At 43.1% G+C, this 15,410-nt stretch carries 18 protein-coding genes and 1 pseudogene; 14 read left to right on the top strand and 5 right to left on the bottom strand.

Annotation, left to right across the window (positions count from 1 at the left end; translation table 11 throughout):
• Positions 1–56: 56 nt before the first annotated feature.
• Together AC4CU2_RS00400 and pncA are read right to left on the bottom strand one after the other, a co-directional pair.
• Positions 57–1,031, bottom strand: coding sequence for a bile acid:sodium symporter family protein (locus tag AC4CU2_RS00400; protein WP_490768148.1), 975 nt, complete (start codon positions 1,029–1,031; stop codon positions 57–59).
• 70 nt (positions 1,032–1,101) lie between these two features.
• Positions 1,102–1,740 (bottom strand): bifunctional nicotinamidase/pyrazinamidase, encoded by a 639-nt coding sequence (pncA, locus tag AC4CU2_RS00395; protein WP_490768147.1) that lies wholly within the window; start codon positions 1,738–1,740, stop codon positions 1,102–1,104.
• A gap of 587 nt (positions 1,741–2,327) precedes the next feature.
• On the opposite strand from pncA, the gene dapA reads away from it, so the two are divergent.
• From dapA to AC4CU2_RS00355, 8 genes and pseudogenes are all read left to right on the top strand, one after another.
• Positions 2,328–3,227 (top strand): 4-hydroxy-tetrahydrodipicolinate synthase, encoded by a 900-nt coding sequence (gene dapA / locus AC4CU2_RS00390; protein WP_004691815.1) that lies wholly within the window; start codon positions 2,328–2,330, stop codon positions 3,225–3,227.
• A gap of 13 nt (positions 3,228–3,240) precedes the next feature.
• Positions 3,241–3,849 (top strand): lipoprotein-34 precursor (NlpB), encoded by a 609-nt coding sequence (locus tag AC4CU2_RS00385; RefSeq protein WP_490768146.1) that lies wholly within the window; start codon positions 3,241–3,243, stop codon positions 3,847–3,849.
• A 36-nt stretch (positions 3,850–3,885) separates the two neighbouring features.
• Entirely contained in the window at positions 3,886–4,605 is a 720-nt protein-coding gene (gene purC, locus AC4CU2_RS00380; RefSeq protein ID WP_004691818.1) for a phosphoribosylaminoimidazolesuccinocarboxamide synthase, read from the top strand.
• Between the two features lie 244 nt (positions 4,606–4,849).
• Entirely contained in the window at positions 4,850–5,530 is a 681-nt protein-coding gene (locus AC4CU2_RS00375) for a YrbL family protein (protein WP_490768145.1), read from the top strand.
• 27 nt (positions 5,531–5,557) lie between these two features.
• Entirely contained in the window at positions 5,558–6,490 is a 933-nt protein-coding gene (locus AC4CU2_RS00370) for an IS5-like element ISAba12 family transposase (RefSeq protein ID WP_063454701.1), read from the top strand.
• A gap of 52 nt (positions 6,491–6,542) precedes the next feature.
• Positions 6,543–7,163: pseudogene (locus AC4CU2_RS00365) on the top strand (ABC transporter permease); the annotation flags it as partial.
• The gene (locus tag AC4CU2_RS00360; RefSeq protein ID WP_159151826.1) at positions 7,160–7,873 is read left to right on the top strand and encodes an ABC transporter permease; all 714 of its coding nucleotides are present in this window, start codon (positions 7,160–7,162) and stop codon (positions 7,871–7,873) included. The pseudogene AC4CU2_RS00365 and the gene AC4CU2_RS00360, both read left to right, overlap by 4 nt.
• A gap of 8 nt (positions 7,874–7,881) precedes the next feature.
• A complete protein-coding gene (locus AC4CU2_RS00355; RefSeq protein WP_130235499.1) occupies positions 7,882–8,658 on the top strand; it encodes an ABC transporter ATP-binding protein in 777 nt (258 codons plus the stop codon).
• Positions 8,659–8,816: 158 nt separating this feature from the next.
• On the opposite strand, the gene AC4CU2_RS00350 is transcribed toward AC4CU2_RS00355, so the two are convergent.
• Entirely contained in the window at positions 8,817–9,275 is a 459-nt protein-coding gene (locus AC4CU2_RS00350) for an Lrp/AsnC family transcriptional regulator (protein ID WP_438330913.1), read from the bottom strand.
• 250 nt (positions 9,276–9,525) lie between these two features.
• Here AC4CU2_RS00350 and AC4CU2_RS00345 point away from each other — a divergent pair, with 250 nt between their 5' ends.
• Entirely contained in the window at positions 9,526–9,993 is a 468-nt protein-coding gene (locus AC4CU2_RS00345) for a LysE family translocator (RefSeq protein WP_438330912.1), read from the top strand.
• A 98-nt stretch (positions 9,994–10,091) separates the two neighbouring features.
• Here AC4CU2_RS00345 and AC4CU2_RS00340 read toward each other — a convergent pair whose 3' ends face one another.
• Together AC4CU2_RS00340 and AC4CU2_RS00335 are read right to left on the bottom strand one after the other, a co-directional pair.
• Positions 10,092–11,369 (bottom strand): replication-associated recombination protein A, encoded by a 1,278-nt coding sequence (locus AC4CU2_RS00340; RefSeq protein WP_438330911.1) that lies wholly within the window; start codon positions 11,367–11,369, stop codon positions 10,092–10,094.
• Between the two features lie 99 nt (positions 11,370–11,468).
• On the bottom strand, positions 11,469–11,921 hold the full coding sequence (locus AC4CU2_RS00335; RefSeq protein ID WP_039890724.1) for a YcgN family cysteine cluster protein: 453 nt from the start codon (positions 11,919–11,921) through the stop codon (positions 11,469–11,471).
• A 202-nt stretch (positions 11,922–12,123) separates the two neighbouring features.
• Between AC4CU2_RS00335 and AC4CU2_RS00330 the strand changes: the two genes are divergently transcribed.
• From AC4CU2_RS00330 to AC4CU2_RS00310, 5 genes are all read left to right on the top strand, one after another.
• On the top strand, positions 12,124–12,282 hold the full coding sequence (locus AC4CU2_RS00330; RefSeq protein ID WP_004647174.1) for a DUF1328 domain-containing protein: 159 nt from the start codon (positions 12,124–12,126) through the stop codon (positions 12,280–12,282).
• Positions 12,283–12,449: 167 nt separating this feature from the next.
• On the top strand, positions 12,450–13,190 hold the full coding sequence (locus AC4CU2_RS00325) for a dienelactone hydrolase family protein (RefSeq protein WP_279733390.1): 741 nt from the start codon (positions 12,450–12,452) through the stop codon (positions 13,188–13,190).
• 74 nt (positions 13,191–13,264) lie between these two features.
• A complete protein-coding gene (locus tag AC4CU2_RS00320) occupies positions 13,265–13,627 on the top strand; it encodes an HIT family protein (protein WP_058951487.1) in 363 nt (120 codons plus the stop codon).
• Positions 13,628–13,734: 107 nt separating this feature from the next.
• Entirely contained in the window at positions 13,735–14,769 is a 1,035-nt protein-coding gene (gene mutY, locus AC4CU2_RS00315; RefSeq protein WP_438330910.1) for an A/G-specific adenine glycosylase, read from the top strand.
• 84 nt (positions 14,770–14,853) lie between these two features.
• Complete coding sequence (locus tag AC4CU2_RS00310; protein ID WP_224469376.1) at positions 14,854–15,396, top strand: M23 family metallopeptidase; 543 nt, start codon at positions 14,854–14,856, stop codon at positions 15,394–15,396.
• Positions 15,397–15,410: the final 14 nt, after the last annotated feature.

Genomic DNA, 15,410 nt, shown 5'->3' with positions numbered 1-15,410 from the left:
GCCAAATAGAAAATTCATCCTGACTTTATGCTTAAAGCTGCAACAGCGTACAGTATTCAAACCGACATATGTTCCTTTTCACTTTTTTCCTTGGCTGTGGCTTCTGCTTTCGCGGCCCAATAGCTGGCTAATATTGGCCCTGAAATGTTATGCCACAAACTAAAGATCGCGCTGGGTACTGCCGTAATTGGTGAAGCAGCAAAATGCACGGCAGCCAAAGCCACGCCTAGTCCTGAGTTTTGCATACCGACCTCAATCGAAACCGCTTTACAGTCGGCATGTGGCAAGTGAAACATTCGTGCAGCTGCAAAGCCAAGTAAATAACCAATCGCGTTATGTAGCGCCACCACAGCTAAAATCAATAAGCCTGATTCTAAAATTTGTGCTTTTGAGCCGCCAATAATCGCTGCCACAATCAGCACAATCGCCACTACAGAAATTAAGGGCATCACCGAAATATAGCTTTCGACTTTATGTTTTAGCACGGCGCGTACCACCAGCCCTAAAATAATCGGGAACAGGACCACTTGCAAAATTGAACTCAGCATCGACCATGCATTAATTTCAATCCATTGGCTGGCCAAAAAATAGAAAATCGCGGGAGTCAGAACAGGTGCCAATAAGGTCGATACCGTAGTACATGCGACAGACAAAGCCGTATTGCCTTTCGCCATATAAGTAATCACATTGGATGCGGTGCCGCCCGGACAGCAACCTACCAAAATCACCCCGATCGCAATTTCAGTCGGCAAGCGAAACAATAAACACAGCAGATAAGCCAAGCTTGGCATCACCACAAACTGAGCCGCTACCCCAATTGCAACCGCTTTAGGACTTTGCATCACCCCTTTAAAATCATCTAGTGTCATGGTCATGCCCATACCAAACATGATTAGACCCAACATCCACGTGATATAAGCTTTCAACCAAACAAAAGTTTCAGGGCTCAGGAGCGCAATGCCTGCAAATAACACGACCCACAGAGCAAAGGTTTTTTGAATCCAAGCGGTAAATTTTAAAAAAGTGCCCATGACCTTTCCCCACTGCATGTTTTTATAATGTCGATATTGGTAATTGAAGTGAGCCGATTGGTTCAGCGCATCAGTTCACGGCATATTGTTGCACAATATCTTTGCAATACAGACGTTTCACACCATAGGCCAGCATCTCTTGCCATGCATGTTGTAAAGAACCATGTAAATCAATGCCTTTGGTGGCATCGGCAATCACATAAGTTTGAAAACCGAGTTTGCAGGCATCTATTGCCGTCCATGCCACACAAAAGTCAGTTGCAATCCCAACAATAAACACGGTATCAATCCCACGCTCTCTTAAATAGCCTGCGAGTCCCGTCTGGGTCTTATGATCGGCTTCTAAAAAAGCAGAATAACTATCAATATGCGCATGACATCCTTTACGAATGATCAACTGCGCTTTGGCAAGATCGAGATCGGGATGCAATTCCGCATCCTGTGTGCCTTGTACACAGTGACGTGGCCAGAGCACTTGTGTGCCGTAGTCTAATTCAATGGTTTGAAAGGCTTGTTGATCGGGGTGATTGTCTGCAAAAGAAATATGATTTTCAGGATGCCAATCTTGAGTGAGTACAATAGTGTCAAAATAATCGCCAAGCTGATTAATTTTAGGAATAATTTGATCTGATCCTGCTACCGCTAAATTTCCACCAGGCGTAAAACCATTTTGTACATCCACCACAATCAATGCCATATTCTTCTGCATTATTCTCTGTCCTTTTTGTTCTGCGCTCGAAGGCCAAGCTTAGCTTAATTTATAAAACAGTATTCACCCTCGCGGGTCAAAATTAAATGACCGCAGCCTTTAGTGCAATGGGTATTGTGGCAAATTGAAGCGAAGATAGAATATAGAACAAAATACTGGACATTGATCTATAAGGTTAAAAGGACATGTCATCGCTGTTTAGAGAAATTGTGTAAGCGTTAAAATCCTGACCTTATATCCCAATATTTAGTTTGATCGACGTCTAATGCTCGATTGAGATGAAGAGCCTCTTTTTTTTAAATGCGTTAATCCATGGCCATAGGTTATGCAAAACGCTCTTTTCAGATGCAAAATAAGATGCATTTCTTTGTCTACCATTTGAACAAGCTGTATTTTTGTAGCGAATGATAAAGTTTTTATACACTTTGACTAAAGCATATTGTTCTTCATGTTGTGTTCGTTCATAATTTGCATAAGCATTATTCAATGCATCAGCGCTTTGAAAATGCTATAAATTAAAATACGCACCCATCCAATCTTATGTTTTTCTGGCCTAACTGGATGGACAAATAGGATATTTTTTTAAAATGACTCAGCAAGCACAGACCATCCAAGGCTCAATTGTCGCAATCGTCACCCCTATGTTTGAAGATGGCAGCGTAGATTGGAAGGGTCTAGAGAAGCTCGTTGAGTGGCACATCGCACAAGGCACAAATAGCATTGTTGCTGTCGGTACAACGGGTGAAGCGTCTACTCTAAGCATGAAAGAGCATACACAAGTGATTAAAGAAATCATTCGTGTCGCAAACAAACGCATCCCTATTATTGCGGGTACTGGCGCGAATTCAACGCGTGAAGCCATCGAGTTGACTAAAGAAGCCAAAGAACTCGGTGCAGATGCTGCTCTTCTGGTTACCCCTTATTATAATAAACCGACCCAAGAAGGCTTATATCAGCACTATAAAGCTATTGCTGAAGCTGTTGATCTTCCTCAAATTCTGTATAACGTACCTGGTCGTACAGGTGTCGATATGGCGAATGAAACAGTTATTCGTTTGGCCGATATTCCTCAAATTGTGGGCATCAAAGATGCCACAGGTGATGTCCCGCGTGGTCAAGCACTGCTCGAAGGCCTTGCTGGCAAAGCGATGACCGTCTATTCAGGTGATGATGCAACGGCTTATCAACTGATTCTGTCGGGAGCAAAAGGCAATATTTCTGTGACTGCAAACGTTGCACCAAAAGAAATGAGCGATGTTTGCGCGGCAGCACTGGCAGGCGAAGCTGAAAAAGCTGAAAACCTAAATACCCAAGTTGCAAATTTACACGAAATTCTATTTTGCGAATCAAACCCAATTCCTGTGAAATGGGCACTTCATGAAATGGAGTTAATCGAAACGGGTATTCGTTTACCATTAACACCACTTGCAGAACAATATCGCACACCGCTCCGTGAAGCACTCACAACGGCGGGTGTCATTAAATAAAGAGCACATCAATATGCAATTACGTTTAGGTCTTACTCTCGCACTTTCAGTTGTCAGTTTAGCGGGTTGTAGTTCCCTTGCAGTCAATAACGGTAGTTTGGACTATAAAGAGACAGCAACCTTAGAACCTCTTAAGTACCCTGAAGGCTCTATGGTTCGACCTGCAACGCCGTTGTATCCAGCTCCAACGGTTGAAGCGCTCGCTCTTGAACATGCACCTGTACTTGAAAATAAGCGCGGAAACCGTTTTGCAATGCCGCGCCCTCAAGCAGCTCAAGTCATGCCGAATGCCGAATCAACGGAAATAGTTGATACAGCTGTGAGTCGCCCTCAATTGATTATTGACGGAAATAAGAATCCGCTGCTCAAAATTGAGGGAAATTCTGCTACAATTTGGCAATATACGCTTGCCACCCTCAGCAGCCTCAACCATCAAATTGTTGGTCAAAGCAAAAATGGTTATGAAGCAACCATTAAAATCGATCAACAGGTCTATGTGTTAAGATTGACCGCGGTCGGCAGCAGCAACAACCTCGCTGTGTTCAATGCCGATAACAGTTTTGCAGCGCCTGAAAAAGCCACAGAATTGTTAACCCAGATTTACCAAAATTGGCCAGCCTAGTCGTACTAGGCATTTTTTTTTGAAAAAGGTTCCCTCATGTTAAAACAAACCTTGCTCTATACTGGTAAAGCGAAATCTGTCTATGAAACAGACAGTGCAGACCACCTGATTTTAGTCTTTCGTGATGATGCTTCGGCATTCAATGGTGAAAAGATCGAACAACTAGATCGTAAAGGTAAGGTGAACAACCGTTTTAACGCCTTTATCATGGATAAATTGGCTGCGGCTGGCATTGAGACTCACTTTGAAAAACTTCTTTCTCCAACAGAAGTTCTAGTGAAAAAACTCAGCATGATCCCTGTTGAATGTGTAATTCGTAATTATGCAGCAGGTTCTTTATGCCGTCGCTTAGGTGTAGAAGAAGGCAAAGAATTAACCCCGCCGACTTTCGAATTATTCTTCAAAGATGATGCGCTTGGCGACCCAATGGTCAATGAGTCTCAAGCAATTGCTTTAGGTTGGGCAACTGCTGAGCAACTTGAGCAAATGAAAGTCCTCACTTACCAAGTGAACGAAGTGCTTAAAAACTTATTTGACCAAGGTGGGATGCTACTTGTGGACTTCAAACTTGAGTTTGGTGTATTCCACGACCGTATTGTTCTTGGTGATGAGTTCTCTCCAGACGGTTGTCGTCTATGGGACAAAGAAACCAAGAAAAAACTCGACAAAGACCGTTTCCGTCAAGGTTTAGGCGGTGTGGTTGAAGCTTATGAAGAAGTTGCTGCACGTTTAGGTATCGACCTTTCTGATATCTAATCAGTTACAGATTCAAGAAAACCGAGCTTAATCGCTCGGTTTTTTTATTCTTTACATTTTAGACCAATGTCTTGTTATAACTGCAATACAAGCCTATAAGTTCTTTTTTAATCCCCCCTCTACAACATAAATATTAAAGTTTCATGAAATTTTATTTATTTTTTTGTAAAATAGTCATTTCAATCACATGAAATGTCACATTTCTAATGATGCTTTTCTTGTATATCTCCTGATAGAAGGCCCTATGATTTATCAATTAGATGAACTGCAATGTATCGGACAAGGCTGTTCAAAAATGGTGTTTAAGCATCCTGAGGATGAAAACAAAATCATCAAAGTCATGAATCCAAATCGAGTGGATGAAGATGGTGGCTGGAAAGGACATGGCAAACTTAAACGTAGAATGTCGCAAGGCGTTTATCGCCAATTCCGCCGTGAATTATTGCAATATCTACAGCTATGTAAAAATCATTATAAAAATAATATCTTTAGCTTTCCTGTCGAAATGCCTTATGGTTTTGTGAAAACTTCTGTAGGCTTGGGTTTTGTGACTGAAAAAATTGTCTGCCCAAGTGGTGAAGGTATGACTTTATTTGAGTTATGCAAATCACATCAATTTGAGGAAAAACACGCCAAAGCTCTAGATGACTTTTTTCAGCTTTGCTGCGACTTACACATTATCTTCGGTGAGGTAAACATCGCAGGAATTATGTATACAGAGCAGCGAAATAATAAGCCCGAATTTGTCTTGGTCGATGGTATGGGTGAGAAATTATTTATTCCAATCCGGGCTATGAGCAAAAGAATTAATGCACATAATGTACGAAAAACTGAGCGAAAAATTCGCGCCCAAATGCAGCAAATGCTGAACTTAAAAGATGAGCTTCTTCCTCTAAGCGGCTTTGTTGCACAAACCTATCTGTAAAGGGTTTTTCAGCGATATAATTTTCAAATGAAGAAGCCTACACACAAAATCTACCGCACAACCAATTGGCCCGCATATAACCGAGCACTCATGAGTCGCGGAAATATTGCCATTTGGTTTGATCCTGCTACGCAATGGTATGCGCCATCAAAAGGCAAACAAGGGCGAAATCAAACCTACTCTGACGCAGCCATCCAATGCTGCTTAATGATTAAATCCTTATTCCGTCTGTCTTTACGTATGGTCACTGGCTTTGTGCAAAGTCTGATTAAACTTTGCGGATTAAATTGGATAGCTCCAGATTACACCACGCTTTGTAGAAGACAAAAGCATATTGATATTGTAATCAGCTACCAAAAAAGTAGCGATGGGCTGCATCTACTCATGGACTCTACAGGCATGAAGTTTCTAGGTGAGGGCGAATGGAAACGCAAGAAACATGGACCTGAATATCGTCGCCAATGGCGTAAACTTCATATTGGTATAGATGCTAAAACCCTACAAATACGAGCAGTTCAGCTTACAACCAATAATGTCAGTGATTCACAGGTGCTTGGTGATTTACTTAATCAGATTCCACAAGATGAGCAGATTAACTCTGTTTATACCGATGGAGCTTATGACACCAAGCAATGCCGTCAGGTCATTGCAGATCGGCAAGCGCATGCGGTGATTCCACCTAGAAAAAATGCGAAACCATGGAAAGATACAAAGAGTAGCTCGCTAGAGCGAAATGAATTACTTCGAACAATTAAACGTTTAGGCAGGACACTATGGAAAAAATGGTCAGGCTATCATCGGCGAAGTTTGGTTGAAACTAAGATGCATTGCATCAAATTATTAGGAGATAAACTCAGCGCAAGGAGTTTTGATAGCCAAGTGAATGAAATCCATGCACGTGTAGCAGTCCTTAACAGATTTACGGAATTAGGTCGACCACTTACCCAAGTTACGCCTTAAATTTAGCTCAATTAGGGGCGCTTTGCATTTCAAATCTTTGTGCAACAAAGCCTCACTGGTACTTTCGATCATTATTGGATTGTTTGGGGCAAGTGCCAAACTCTCTCGTATTCAAATCTTACGTCATGTTGCAACCCTCTATACCACGCTCATTCGTAGTGTTCCTGATCTGGTAATCATGTTGTTGTTGTTCTATAGCCTGCAACTTGGATTGAACTCGATTACCGAATCGATTCATATGGAGCAAATTGACATCAATCCCTTTGTAGCAGGGGTGATTACCTTAGCCTTTATTTATGGGGCTTATTTTACGGAAACCTTCCGTGGCGCATTTCAAGCCGTCCCCAAAGGGCAACTTGAAGCTGCATATGCCTATGGCATGACCCCATTTCAAGTCTTCAGGCGTGTCCTCTTTCCACAAATGATGCGCTTTGCCTTACCGGGGATTGGCAACAACTGGCAAGTCCTCATCAAAGCCACTGCCTTGGTGTCCTTAATTGGTTTGACCGACATCGTCAAAATTACCCAAGATGCAGGTCGAAGCAGCATGCAAGTGTTCTATTTCAGTATTGTTGCAGCCGTCATTTATCTGGCCATCACCACCCTTTCGAATTTGATTCTCATGTGGCTGGAACGTCGTTATTCTGCTGGTGTGAAAAAGGGACAACTATGATTGAAATTATTCAACAATACTGGCAGTCCTATCTGTGGACCGATGGTTTTCAAATGACTGGGGTCGCCATGACCGCGTGGCTACTGGTCTTATCGATTGCGATTGGTTTTGTTCTGGCTGTGCCTTTGTCAATTGCTCGAGTTTCTGAGCATACTTTTGTACGTGGACCTGTTTGGTTTTTTACTTATATTTTCCGTGGTACCCCCTTATATGTGCAGCTACTGATTATCTATACTGGAATTTATAGCCTTGAATTTGTGCATGCCCATGAACGGCTCGATGAGTTTTTTAGAGAAGGGCTTAATTGCACCATTTTAGCGTTTGCACTCAATACAGCAGCTTATACCACTGAAATTTTTGCAGGGGCGATACGTTCGATTCCCTACGGCGAAATTGAGGCAGCAAAAGCCTTTGGAATGTCGCCTTGGAAACGCTATACCCGCATTATTATTCCGTCGATGCTACGCCGAGCATTGCCATTTTATGGCAATGAAGTCATTTTGATGCTGCATGCAACCACCATTGCCTTCACTGCAACCGTGCCTGATATTCTCAAAATTGCACGGGATGTCAATGCTGCCACTTATGCCACGTTTGATGCCTTTGGCATTGCCGCTGTGCTGTATGCCTGTCTGGCATTTATCCTCATTTGGATCTTTCGTAAATTGGAACAACGCTGGTTGGCGTTTTTAAAACCATCGAATCATTAGGAGAAACAATGGAAAATTCAGCAAAACTGGTGATTCGAGACCTTTGTAAAAGTTTTGGCGATCATGAAGTCTTAAAAGGGGTTTCACTTGAGGCACGCGCAGGTGATGTGATTAGTATTATTGGTTCCTCAGGTTCAGGTAAAAGTACCTTTCTTCGTTGCATCAATTTTCTAGAGCAACCGAGCCAAGGTAGCATTCAACTCAATGGTGAGCAGTTAGAGACTAGCTTGGATAAAAATGGCAATCTCAAAGCAAAAAATCCCAAACAACTACAAAAAATGCGCACCCAACTGATGATGGTGTTTCAACATTTCAATTTGTGGTCGCATATGACGGTATTAGAAAATATTATTGAAGGACCCATTCATGTCTTGGGACTAAAGCGAAGTGAGGCGGAAGAGCGTGCACGAAAATATTTAAGAAAAGTTGGGCTCGCAGAAAGTGTCGAAAAGAAATATCCGTCTTTTTTGTCAGGAGGACAGCAACAGCGTGTCGCAATTGCCCGTGCCTTAGCGATGGAACCTGAAGTGATGTTGTTTGATGAGCCAACCAGTGCTCTAGATCCTGAACTGGTGGGTGAGGTGTTGAAAGTGATGCAAAGTTTGGCTGAAGAAGGCCGAACCATGATTGTGGTCACCCATGAAATGGGCTTCGCACGCCATGTGTCCAATCATGTCATTTTCTTAGATCAAGGCAAAATTGAAGAACAAGGTGATCCAAAAGAAGTTTTGATTCACCCCAAAAGTGAACGCCTGCAACAGTTTTTAGAGGGTAACTTTAAATAATTGAATAGCTTTCAAGAGCTTGTCTCAGCAATGATTCAGCATTCAATGCTCTGTTGAAAAGATAAAGCGCCTTGTTTGATCTGATCCCGCGAAACTATATGCACTCAGATAAAAAACCGACCCATTTCGCTCGGTTTTTTACCTTTCCACCTAAGCTTTTATAGATTGGTATATCGATTTTTAGTGGTATCCATCACCAAAAAACTGGTGATCGAGCTAATGGAAGGGATCGTTCCCAAAACATCAGTATGAAACTTTTTATAAGACTTAATGTCAGCCACTTCAACCCTGAGTAAATACTCGACCGAGCCTGTAATGGTATGACACTCTGTGACTTCATCCGTTGCAGTGATCACATCCTCAAACTGACTCAAGCTTTCTTTTGAGTGACAGGATAGCCCGATGGTCACATAAACCGTTAAGCCGATACCCAAAAGAGAACGGTCAATCACCGCTTTATAACCTCGAATCACACCTACTCTTTCTAACTCTTGCACACGTCGTAAACAGGCCGAAGGTGACAAACCCACGCGTTCTGCCAGTTTAATATTGGTTAAATGTGCATCGCGCTCAAGCTCGCACAATATTTTTCGGTCTAATCGATCTAATTCAATCATTTATTGCATAAAATTCAGTATTAACAATCAATATACAACCAAATTGTGATAGATCAACAATAAAATGATACTTATTTGATTAACCCATCCCCTTTATGAACGCTTCACTGTTTGTCTCTTATCTGCTGTTCTGTGTCGTGATGACCTGCACACCTGGACCCAATAATGCACTGGTCATGCTGTCTGGTGCACGATTTGGCATCAGTAAAACCCTCTACCTCTGGTTTTAGGCATTGCCTTTGGTGTGGCCGTGCAACTTTTCGCCATCGGCATCGGGTTAAATCAGGTGTTTCTGGCCCTACCCCAACTCCAATTTATTTTAAGTTTAATCGGCACAGCTTATATTCTGTGGCTCGCATGGAAAATCGCGTCCAGTGGGCCACTCAACATCGAATTAGAACAAAAACCATCGATGGGTTTTCTACAAGGGGCTCTTTTTCAGTGGGTCAATCCCAAAGCGTGGATTATCTCCATCAGCACCATTGCCACTTATTTTGCTTTAAACCATCATGTCAGTGATATTCTTTATGCGGCCCTGATTTTAATGGTGATTTCCATTCCATGTGTCGGGGTTTGGGCTGTCGGTGGCCTTTTCTTACGTCAATATTTGATGAAACCGCGCTTTGCCTTGAGCTTTAACATCACGATGGCAATCGCCTTGTTAGTCGCTGTGTTACCTGCGACATTAAAATTGATGAATACGCATATGGGAACATAAAAACGCTACAGTGCTTAAAGAAAAAACTGCTCAATGAATGTGACTAAATCCTAAGCCCCAGAAACAAAAAAGCCTGATTTGTGAATCAGGCTTTTTTATTACTGCTGCTGTTGCTGCTCTTGTTGCCAACGGCGTTGCTGTAAACGCTCACCCTCAACCTCACGCTTATTGCGTGCCGACTCATACAGCTTGGCGCCTTTGAGCTCAGGGGGTAAATATTCTTGCATCACAAAATGCTCTGGATAGTTGTGCGGATACAAGTAGTCGACGCCATAGCCCTGCTCTTTCATCAACTTGGTCGGTGCATTTCTTAAATGCAGCGGCACAGGTAAATTCGCTGTTTTCTCGGCCAAATCCAACGCTTTGTTGATCGCAAGATAAGTACTGTTACTTTTGGCACTGGTCGCCAAATACACCGCACACTGCCCAAGAATAATTCGACACTCTGGCATGCCCACCGCTTGAACAGAACGGAAGCATTCTCCAGCAAGCAGCAGTGCATTGGGGTTTGAGTTACCAATGTCCTCAGAGGCTGCAATCAACATCCGACGGGCAATAAAAACAGGATCTTCACCGCCTTTGAGCATTCGTGCCATCCAATACAAAGTGGCATCAGGATCACTCCCTCGAATTGACTTAATAAAAGCCGACACCAAATCATAGTGCTGCTCACCCGATTTGTCATAACGGGCGATATTTTGCTGTGCAACTTTGACTACCATTGCATTGGTCACGATATTTTCAACATCCGGTTCGAAGGTGCCCGCAATCAGTTCAATTAAATTCAAGGCTTTGCGGGCATCACCTGCGGCAAACTGCACCAGTGCTTCAAATTCTTCAATTTGAATATAACGTTCTTTTAAAAACGGATCGTTCTTAATCGCTTGCAGTAATAAAGTTTGAATCGCATCGGCATCGAGCGAATTTAAGGTATAGACCTGACAACGCGACAACAATGCACTGTTGACTTCAAAAGAAGGATTTTCGGTGGTGGCACCAATGAGGGTAATTTTGCCTTTCTCCACAGCATTCAGTAAGGCATCTTGCTGTGATTTGTTAAAACGATGAATTTCGTCAATAAACACCACAGGTGGCATTAAATCTCCGCCATCAGCAATGATCTCACGGAGCTCTTTAACCCCCGTATTGAGCGCAGATAGACTGACAAATGGTCGGTCGATTGCTTGCGCCAACAGTAAAGCAATCGTGGTTTTCCCCACACCTGGCGGCCCCCAAAAAATGATCGATGGCAAATGCCCTTGATCGATCATTTGGCGGAGCGGTGCCTGCTCACCCAATAAGTGATCCTGCCCAATAATTTCAGATAAATCACGCGGGCGTAAACGTTCAGGCAGTGGAATATTGCTATCAGACATAGGGCTAGGACTTATCATGCGTTCATCGAATGCTTATGTTATGGCAAATTCAGGCAAATGACACAAGCTTTTCATGCAATTTGATGGTGCTTTTATGGACTAGCGAACCCAACGCACAATATAGTCTTCAATGTCGTCATCCTGAATCTCTTCTTCAGAAATACAACGTCCTGCCGCAGACTTTTTCGCTTTCAGAATACTTTGCCGTGAGCCCGTGTTCAAATAGTGCCATCTGGGCAAATTTTTACCTTCATGCAGACGGCGGTAAGCACAGCTCGGAGGTAACCAATGAATCGTGTCTAAAAGTTCGGGCGTGAGCTGGATACAATCGGGCACATGCTGCTTTCGGTTCGGATAATCCCGACAACTTGCCGTTTGACAGTCCAACAGTTTACAGGCCACTTTGGTATAGGCGACTTCTTGGCTTTCTTCATCTTCAAGTTTCACCAAACAGCACAGACCACAACCATCACATAACGCTTCCCACTCCGCTGAGCGTAGCTCAGTGAGCGCATAATGCTTCCAAAACTCTGGTCTTAATTCGTTGGACATAACCACTGCCAATAAAACTGAATGCACTATTATAACCTATAGTCACATGGCTTTCAGAGCTATCTAAAGTGTCAATATTTACATCATATTCATAAACTTAAAATATAAACAGAACACTTTTTAAACAAAAGCAACACAGTGTGTCCGAACGTTGTTTCTATACTAATAGAGTAATAAATAAGAACATCTATGGAGAAAAATTATGTTTCGTTGGGCGATTATCTTCGCAGTGATTGCACTGATTGCAAGTTTACTTGGTTTTGGCGGCGTAGCAGGTTTATCCAAAGACTTTGCGATTATTTTATTGGTGATTGCTGTGATTCTAGCGATTGTCGGATTTTTATCCCGTGGCAAAGTCTAAAGTACACAACTCTTAATAAAGAAAAAGAAGGATTCAGATCCTTCTTTTTTTATATGTGCCTTTAAAAAATAATTTCTCACATTTCTCATGTACATCGGAATATTTTTCAAATCCTTGTAAAAGTTTTTATGCTTTAATCAGAGCAGATCATCTATCAGGATTTGAGCATGACAATCAGTATTCAAACTCGAGAAATTCAATATAACGCAGCCGATGGACAACGCTTAGTCGGTTATTTTGCAGCACCAAGCTCTCAAACACCGCATGCAGGTATCATCGTTGCACCCGAATGGTGGGGCCGAAATGAATATACTGAACAACGTGCTCGCGAACTGGCTGAACACGGTTATGCCGCACTGGCGATTGATATGTATGGTGATAAAAATGTCACCACAGATGCGAAACAAGCCTATGAATGGATGATGCAAACTTTTGCCGATGCAGACACCATCGTCAACCGGGCTAAAGCAGGTTTAGATACGCTTGCTGCCCAGCCTGAAGTGAATGCAGATCAACTGGCGGCGATTGGTTTTTGTTATGGCGGTAAAGTTGTTTTAGACTTAGCGCGCTCAGGCGCACCACTTAAAGCTGTGGCGACTTTCCATGCAACATTGGCACCGAAAGCCCCTGCGGTCGAAGGTCAAATTCAAGGTGAAATTTTAGTTTTACATGGTGAGTTAGACAGCATGGTCACTTTGGATGATGTTGCCAGCTTCCGTGAAGAAATGCATGCTGCAAAAGTGGACCATGAAGTCATCATTTTTGAAGATGCGAAGCACGGTTTTAGCAACCCATTGGCCGATGAGCGTGCCAAAGCCAATGGCGTAGACTTGGGCTATAACCCAGAAGCAGAAAGACAAGGGCTAGATGCAATGTATGACTTGCTAGAACGCAATCTCAGTGCTTAACTAGAGCTGAGAATTCAACTGTTTGATTTTTCAGATCCAACAAGATACATAATTAGATTTTAGAGGAGATAACAATGACTGAGACCAACTGCCAATATTGTAATTTTGATGAATATGACGTGCTTGATAAAAATGACTTTGGGGTGATTTTGCCCGAACCCAATGCATTGTCTAAAGGTCACTGTGTCATTATCCCTCTACGTCATGTGAGCTCATTTTTTGACATTACCGACAAAGAACGTAAAAGTTTAATGTCTTTACTAGAACTGGCACGTAATGAACTCCAATTGCGTCATCAACCTTCAGGCTTTCATATTGGTTTTAATGATGGTGAAATATTTGGGAATGTGTCTGAACACTTACATATCCATATTATTCCACGCTACAAAGACCAAGAGCTAAAACTCGATGCACGTTGGGGCATGACAAAAGACTAAGTTTTATGGTTTTAAATGGCGCGTAAGCGCCATTTTTTATGCGCAAAAACTCGGGCTCAGAAAAGACATTCAGTTATACTAAGCCGAATTTCTTGCTTGTGCCTCCGATGTCTCCTTTCTCTTTTTCAGATGCGTTACTGACTTGGTTCGATGTTCATGGTCGACATGATCTGCCATGGCAAGTAGCCGATGATCCCTACAAAGTCTGGGTGTCTGAAATTATGCTGCAACAGACCCAAGTCAAAACCGTGCTGCAATACTTCGAGCGTTTTATCGAACGCTTCCCAACGGTTGCAGCTTTAGGGACAGCATCATGGGATGAGGTCGCACCTTACTGGGCAGGTCTGGGCTACTATGCCCGTGCACGTAATCTGCATAAAGCCGCAGGGGTTGTGGCACGTCAGGGACACTTTCCTCAAACTTTAGAGGACTGGATTGAACTGCCAGGCATTGGTCCATCTACCGCAGGGGCGCTGATGTCTTTGGGTTTACGTCAGTACGGCATCATTATGGATGGCAATGTAAAACGCGTGCTCGCGCGTTTTTTTGCCATTGAGGATGATCTAAGCAAACCTGTGCATGAACGCAGCATGTGGCAACTGGCCACTAAACTCTGTCCAACTGAACGTAACCACGACTATACCCAAGCCATCATGGATTTGGGGGCAACCGTCTGTACCCCTAAAAAACCACTGTGTTTATACTGCCCAATGCAGCAACACTGTAAAGCCCATGCACAAGGGCTAGAAACTGAATTGCCTTTTAAAAAGCCCAAGAAAGCTGTGCCTGTGAAGTCTGGCCAAGTTTTGGTACTGCGTCATCACAATCAATGGCTGTGGCAACAGCGTCCCAATAGTGGACTGTGGGGTGGTTTATGGTGTTTACCTATTTTTGAAAATCGTGATGAACTCACGCAACTGTGCCAAAGTCTAGGACTAAAACAAGTCTCGCAACGCGCTGAAATTTCGCATAGTTTCACCCATTTCACTTGGCAACTGGAAGCGCTTTGTTTTGAGGTCGATGCCGATCAACTCGAACATTTAAGTATAGAATTGGCCAGCACATGGATAGACATACAAAACGTCACAGAAATGGGCATCCCAACCGCGATGAAAAAATTGATCTCGGCAATTCAACTGTGACATAGTTGGGTGATGCATTGGGTTCACCCTGACACTTTAAAATTAGATCACTGAAATAATAAAGGATTGTTCGTGCGTAATTGTTTGCCCAGCCTTTCTGCGCTTGCCAGTTTAAGTTTTGTGATTCTGTTACTCGCAGCTTGCCGCACCACGCCGCCTGCGCCGAGTGGAAGTCAATTACCGGCCTCACAAGTCCAACAGCTGAAAAACATGCGTTTAGCTCAGCAGCTGCCTGTACCCGTTCAAGGCATTAAACGTCACGGGCTCACAGATACTTGGGGAGCGTCCCGCAGTAGCGGACGGACGCATGAAGGCATCGACATTCTGGCTCCACGTGGAACAAAAGTTTTTTCTGCCACAGAAGGTCTCGTTGCAGACTTACGCAATAACAATTTGGGTGGTAAAGTGGTTTGGATTATGGGGCCAGCAGGCACTTGGCATTACTACGCTCATCTTGATGACCATAAACGCGGCTTAAGTGTCGGCGACTATGTCAAAAAAGGCGACCTGATTGGCTATGTTGGCAATACAGGCAATGCACGGCACACAGCCCCACATTTGCATTATGGACTTTATTTACAAGGTAAAGGCCGTGGTGCAGTAAATCCCTATCCTTATTTACGTTAACTTTAGGAATTTTT

It is taken from the genome of Acinetobacter sp. 797_lipA (assembly GCF_058243025.1).
This window is presented reverse-complemented; position numbering and strand designations above follow the sequence as displayed.

Coding starts and splice junctions, on each gene's coding strand:
- AC4CU2_RS00400 (WP_490768148.1), bottom strand. CDS start 1,031: ATGGGCACTTTTTTAAAATTTACCGCTTGGATTCAAAAAACCTTTGCT.
- pncA (WP_490768147.1), bottom strand. CDS start 1,740: ATGCAGAAGAATATGGCATTGATTGTGGTGGATGTACAAAATGGTTTT.
- dapA (WP_004691815.1), top strand. CDS start 2,328: ATGACTCAGCAAGCACAGACCATCCAAGGCTCAATTGTCGCAATCGTC.
- AC4CU2_RS00385 (WP_490768146.1), top strand. CDS start 3,241: ATGCAATTACGTTTAGGTCTTACTCTCGCACTTTCAGTTGTCAGTTTA.
- purC (WP_004691818.1), top strand. CDS start 3,886: ATGTTAAAACAAACCTTGCTCTATACTGGTAAAGCGAAATCTGTCTAT.
- AC4CU2_RS00375 (WP_490768145.1), top strand. CDS start 4,850: ATGATTTATCAATTAGATGAACTGCAATGTATCGGACAAGGCTGTTCA.
- AC4CU2_RS00370 (WP_063454701.1), top strand. CDS start 5,558: ATGAAGAAGCCTACACACAAAATCTACCGCACAACCAATTGGCCCGCA.
- AC4CU2_RS00360 (WP_159151826.1), top strand. CDS start 7,160: ATGATTGAAATTATTCAACAATACTGGCAGTCCTATCTGTGGACCGAT.
- AC4CU2_RS00355 (WP_130235499.1), top strand. CDS start 7,882: ATGGAAAATTCAGCAAAACTGGTGATTCGAGACCTTTGTAAAAGTTTT.
- AC4CU2_RS00350 (WP_438330913.1), bottom strand. CDS start 9,275: ATGATTGAATTAGATCGATTAGACCGAAAAATATTGTGCGAGCTTGAG.
- AC4CU2_RS00340 (WP_438330911.1), bottom strand. CDS start 11,369: ATGTCTGATAGCAATATTCCACTGCCTGAACGTTTACGCCCGCGTGAT.
- AC4CU2_RS00335 (WP_039890724.1), bottom strand. CDS start 11,921: ATGTCCAACGAATTAAGACCAGAGTTTTGGAAGCATTATGCGCTCACT.
- AC4CU2_RS00330 (WP_004647174.1), top strand. CDS start 12,124: ATGTTTCGTTGGGCGATTATCTTCGCAGTGATTGCACTGATTGCAAGT.
- AC4CU2_RS00325 (WP_279733390.1), top strand. CDS start 12,450: ATGACAATCAGTATTCAAACTCGAGAAATTCAATATAACGCAGCCGAT.
- AC4CU2_RS00320 (WP_058951487.1), top strand. CDS start 13,265: ATGACTGAGACCAACTGCCAATATTGTAATTTTGATGAATATGACGTG.
- mutY (WP_438330910.1), top strand. CDS start 13,735: ATGTCTCCTTTCTCTTTTTCAGATGCGTTACTGACTTGGTTCGATGTT.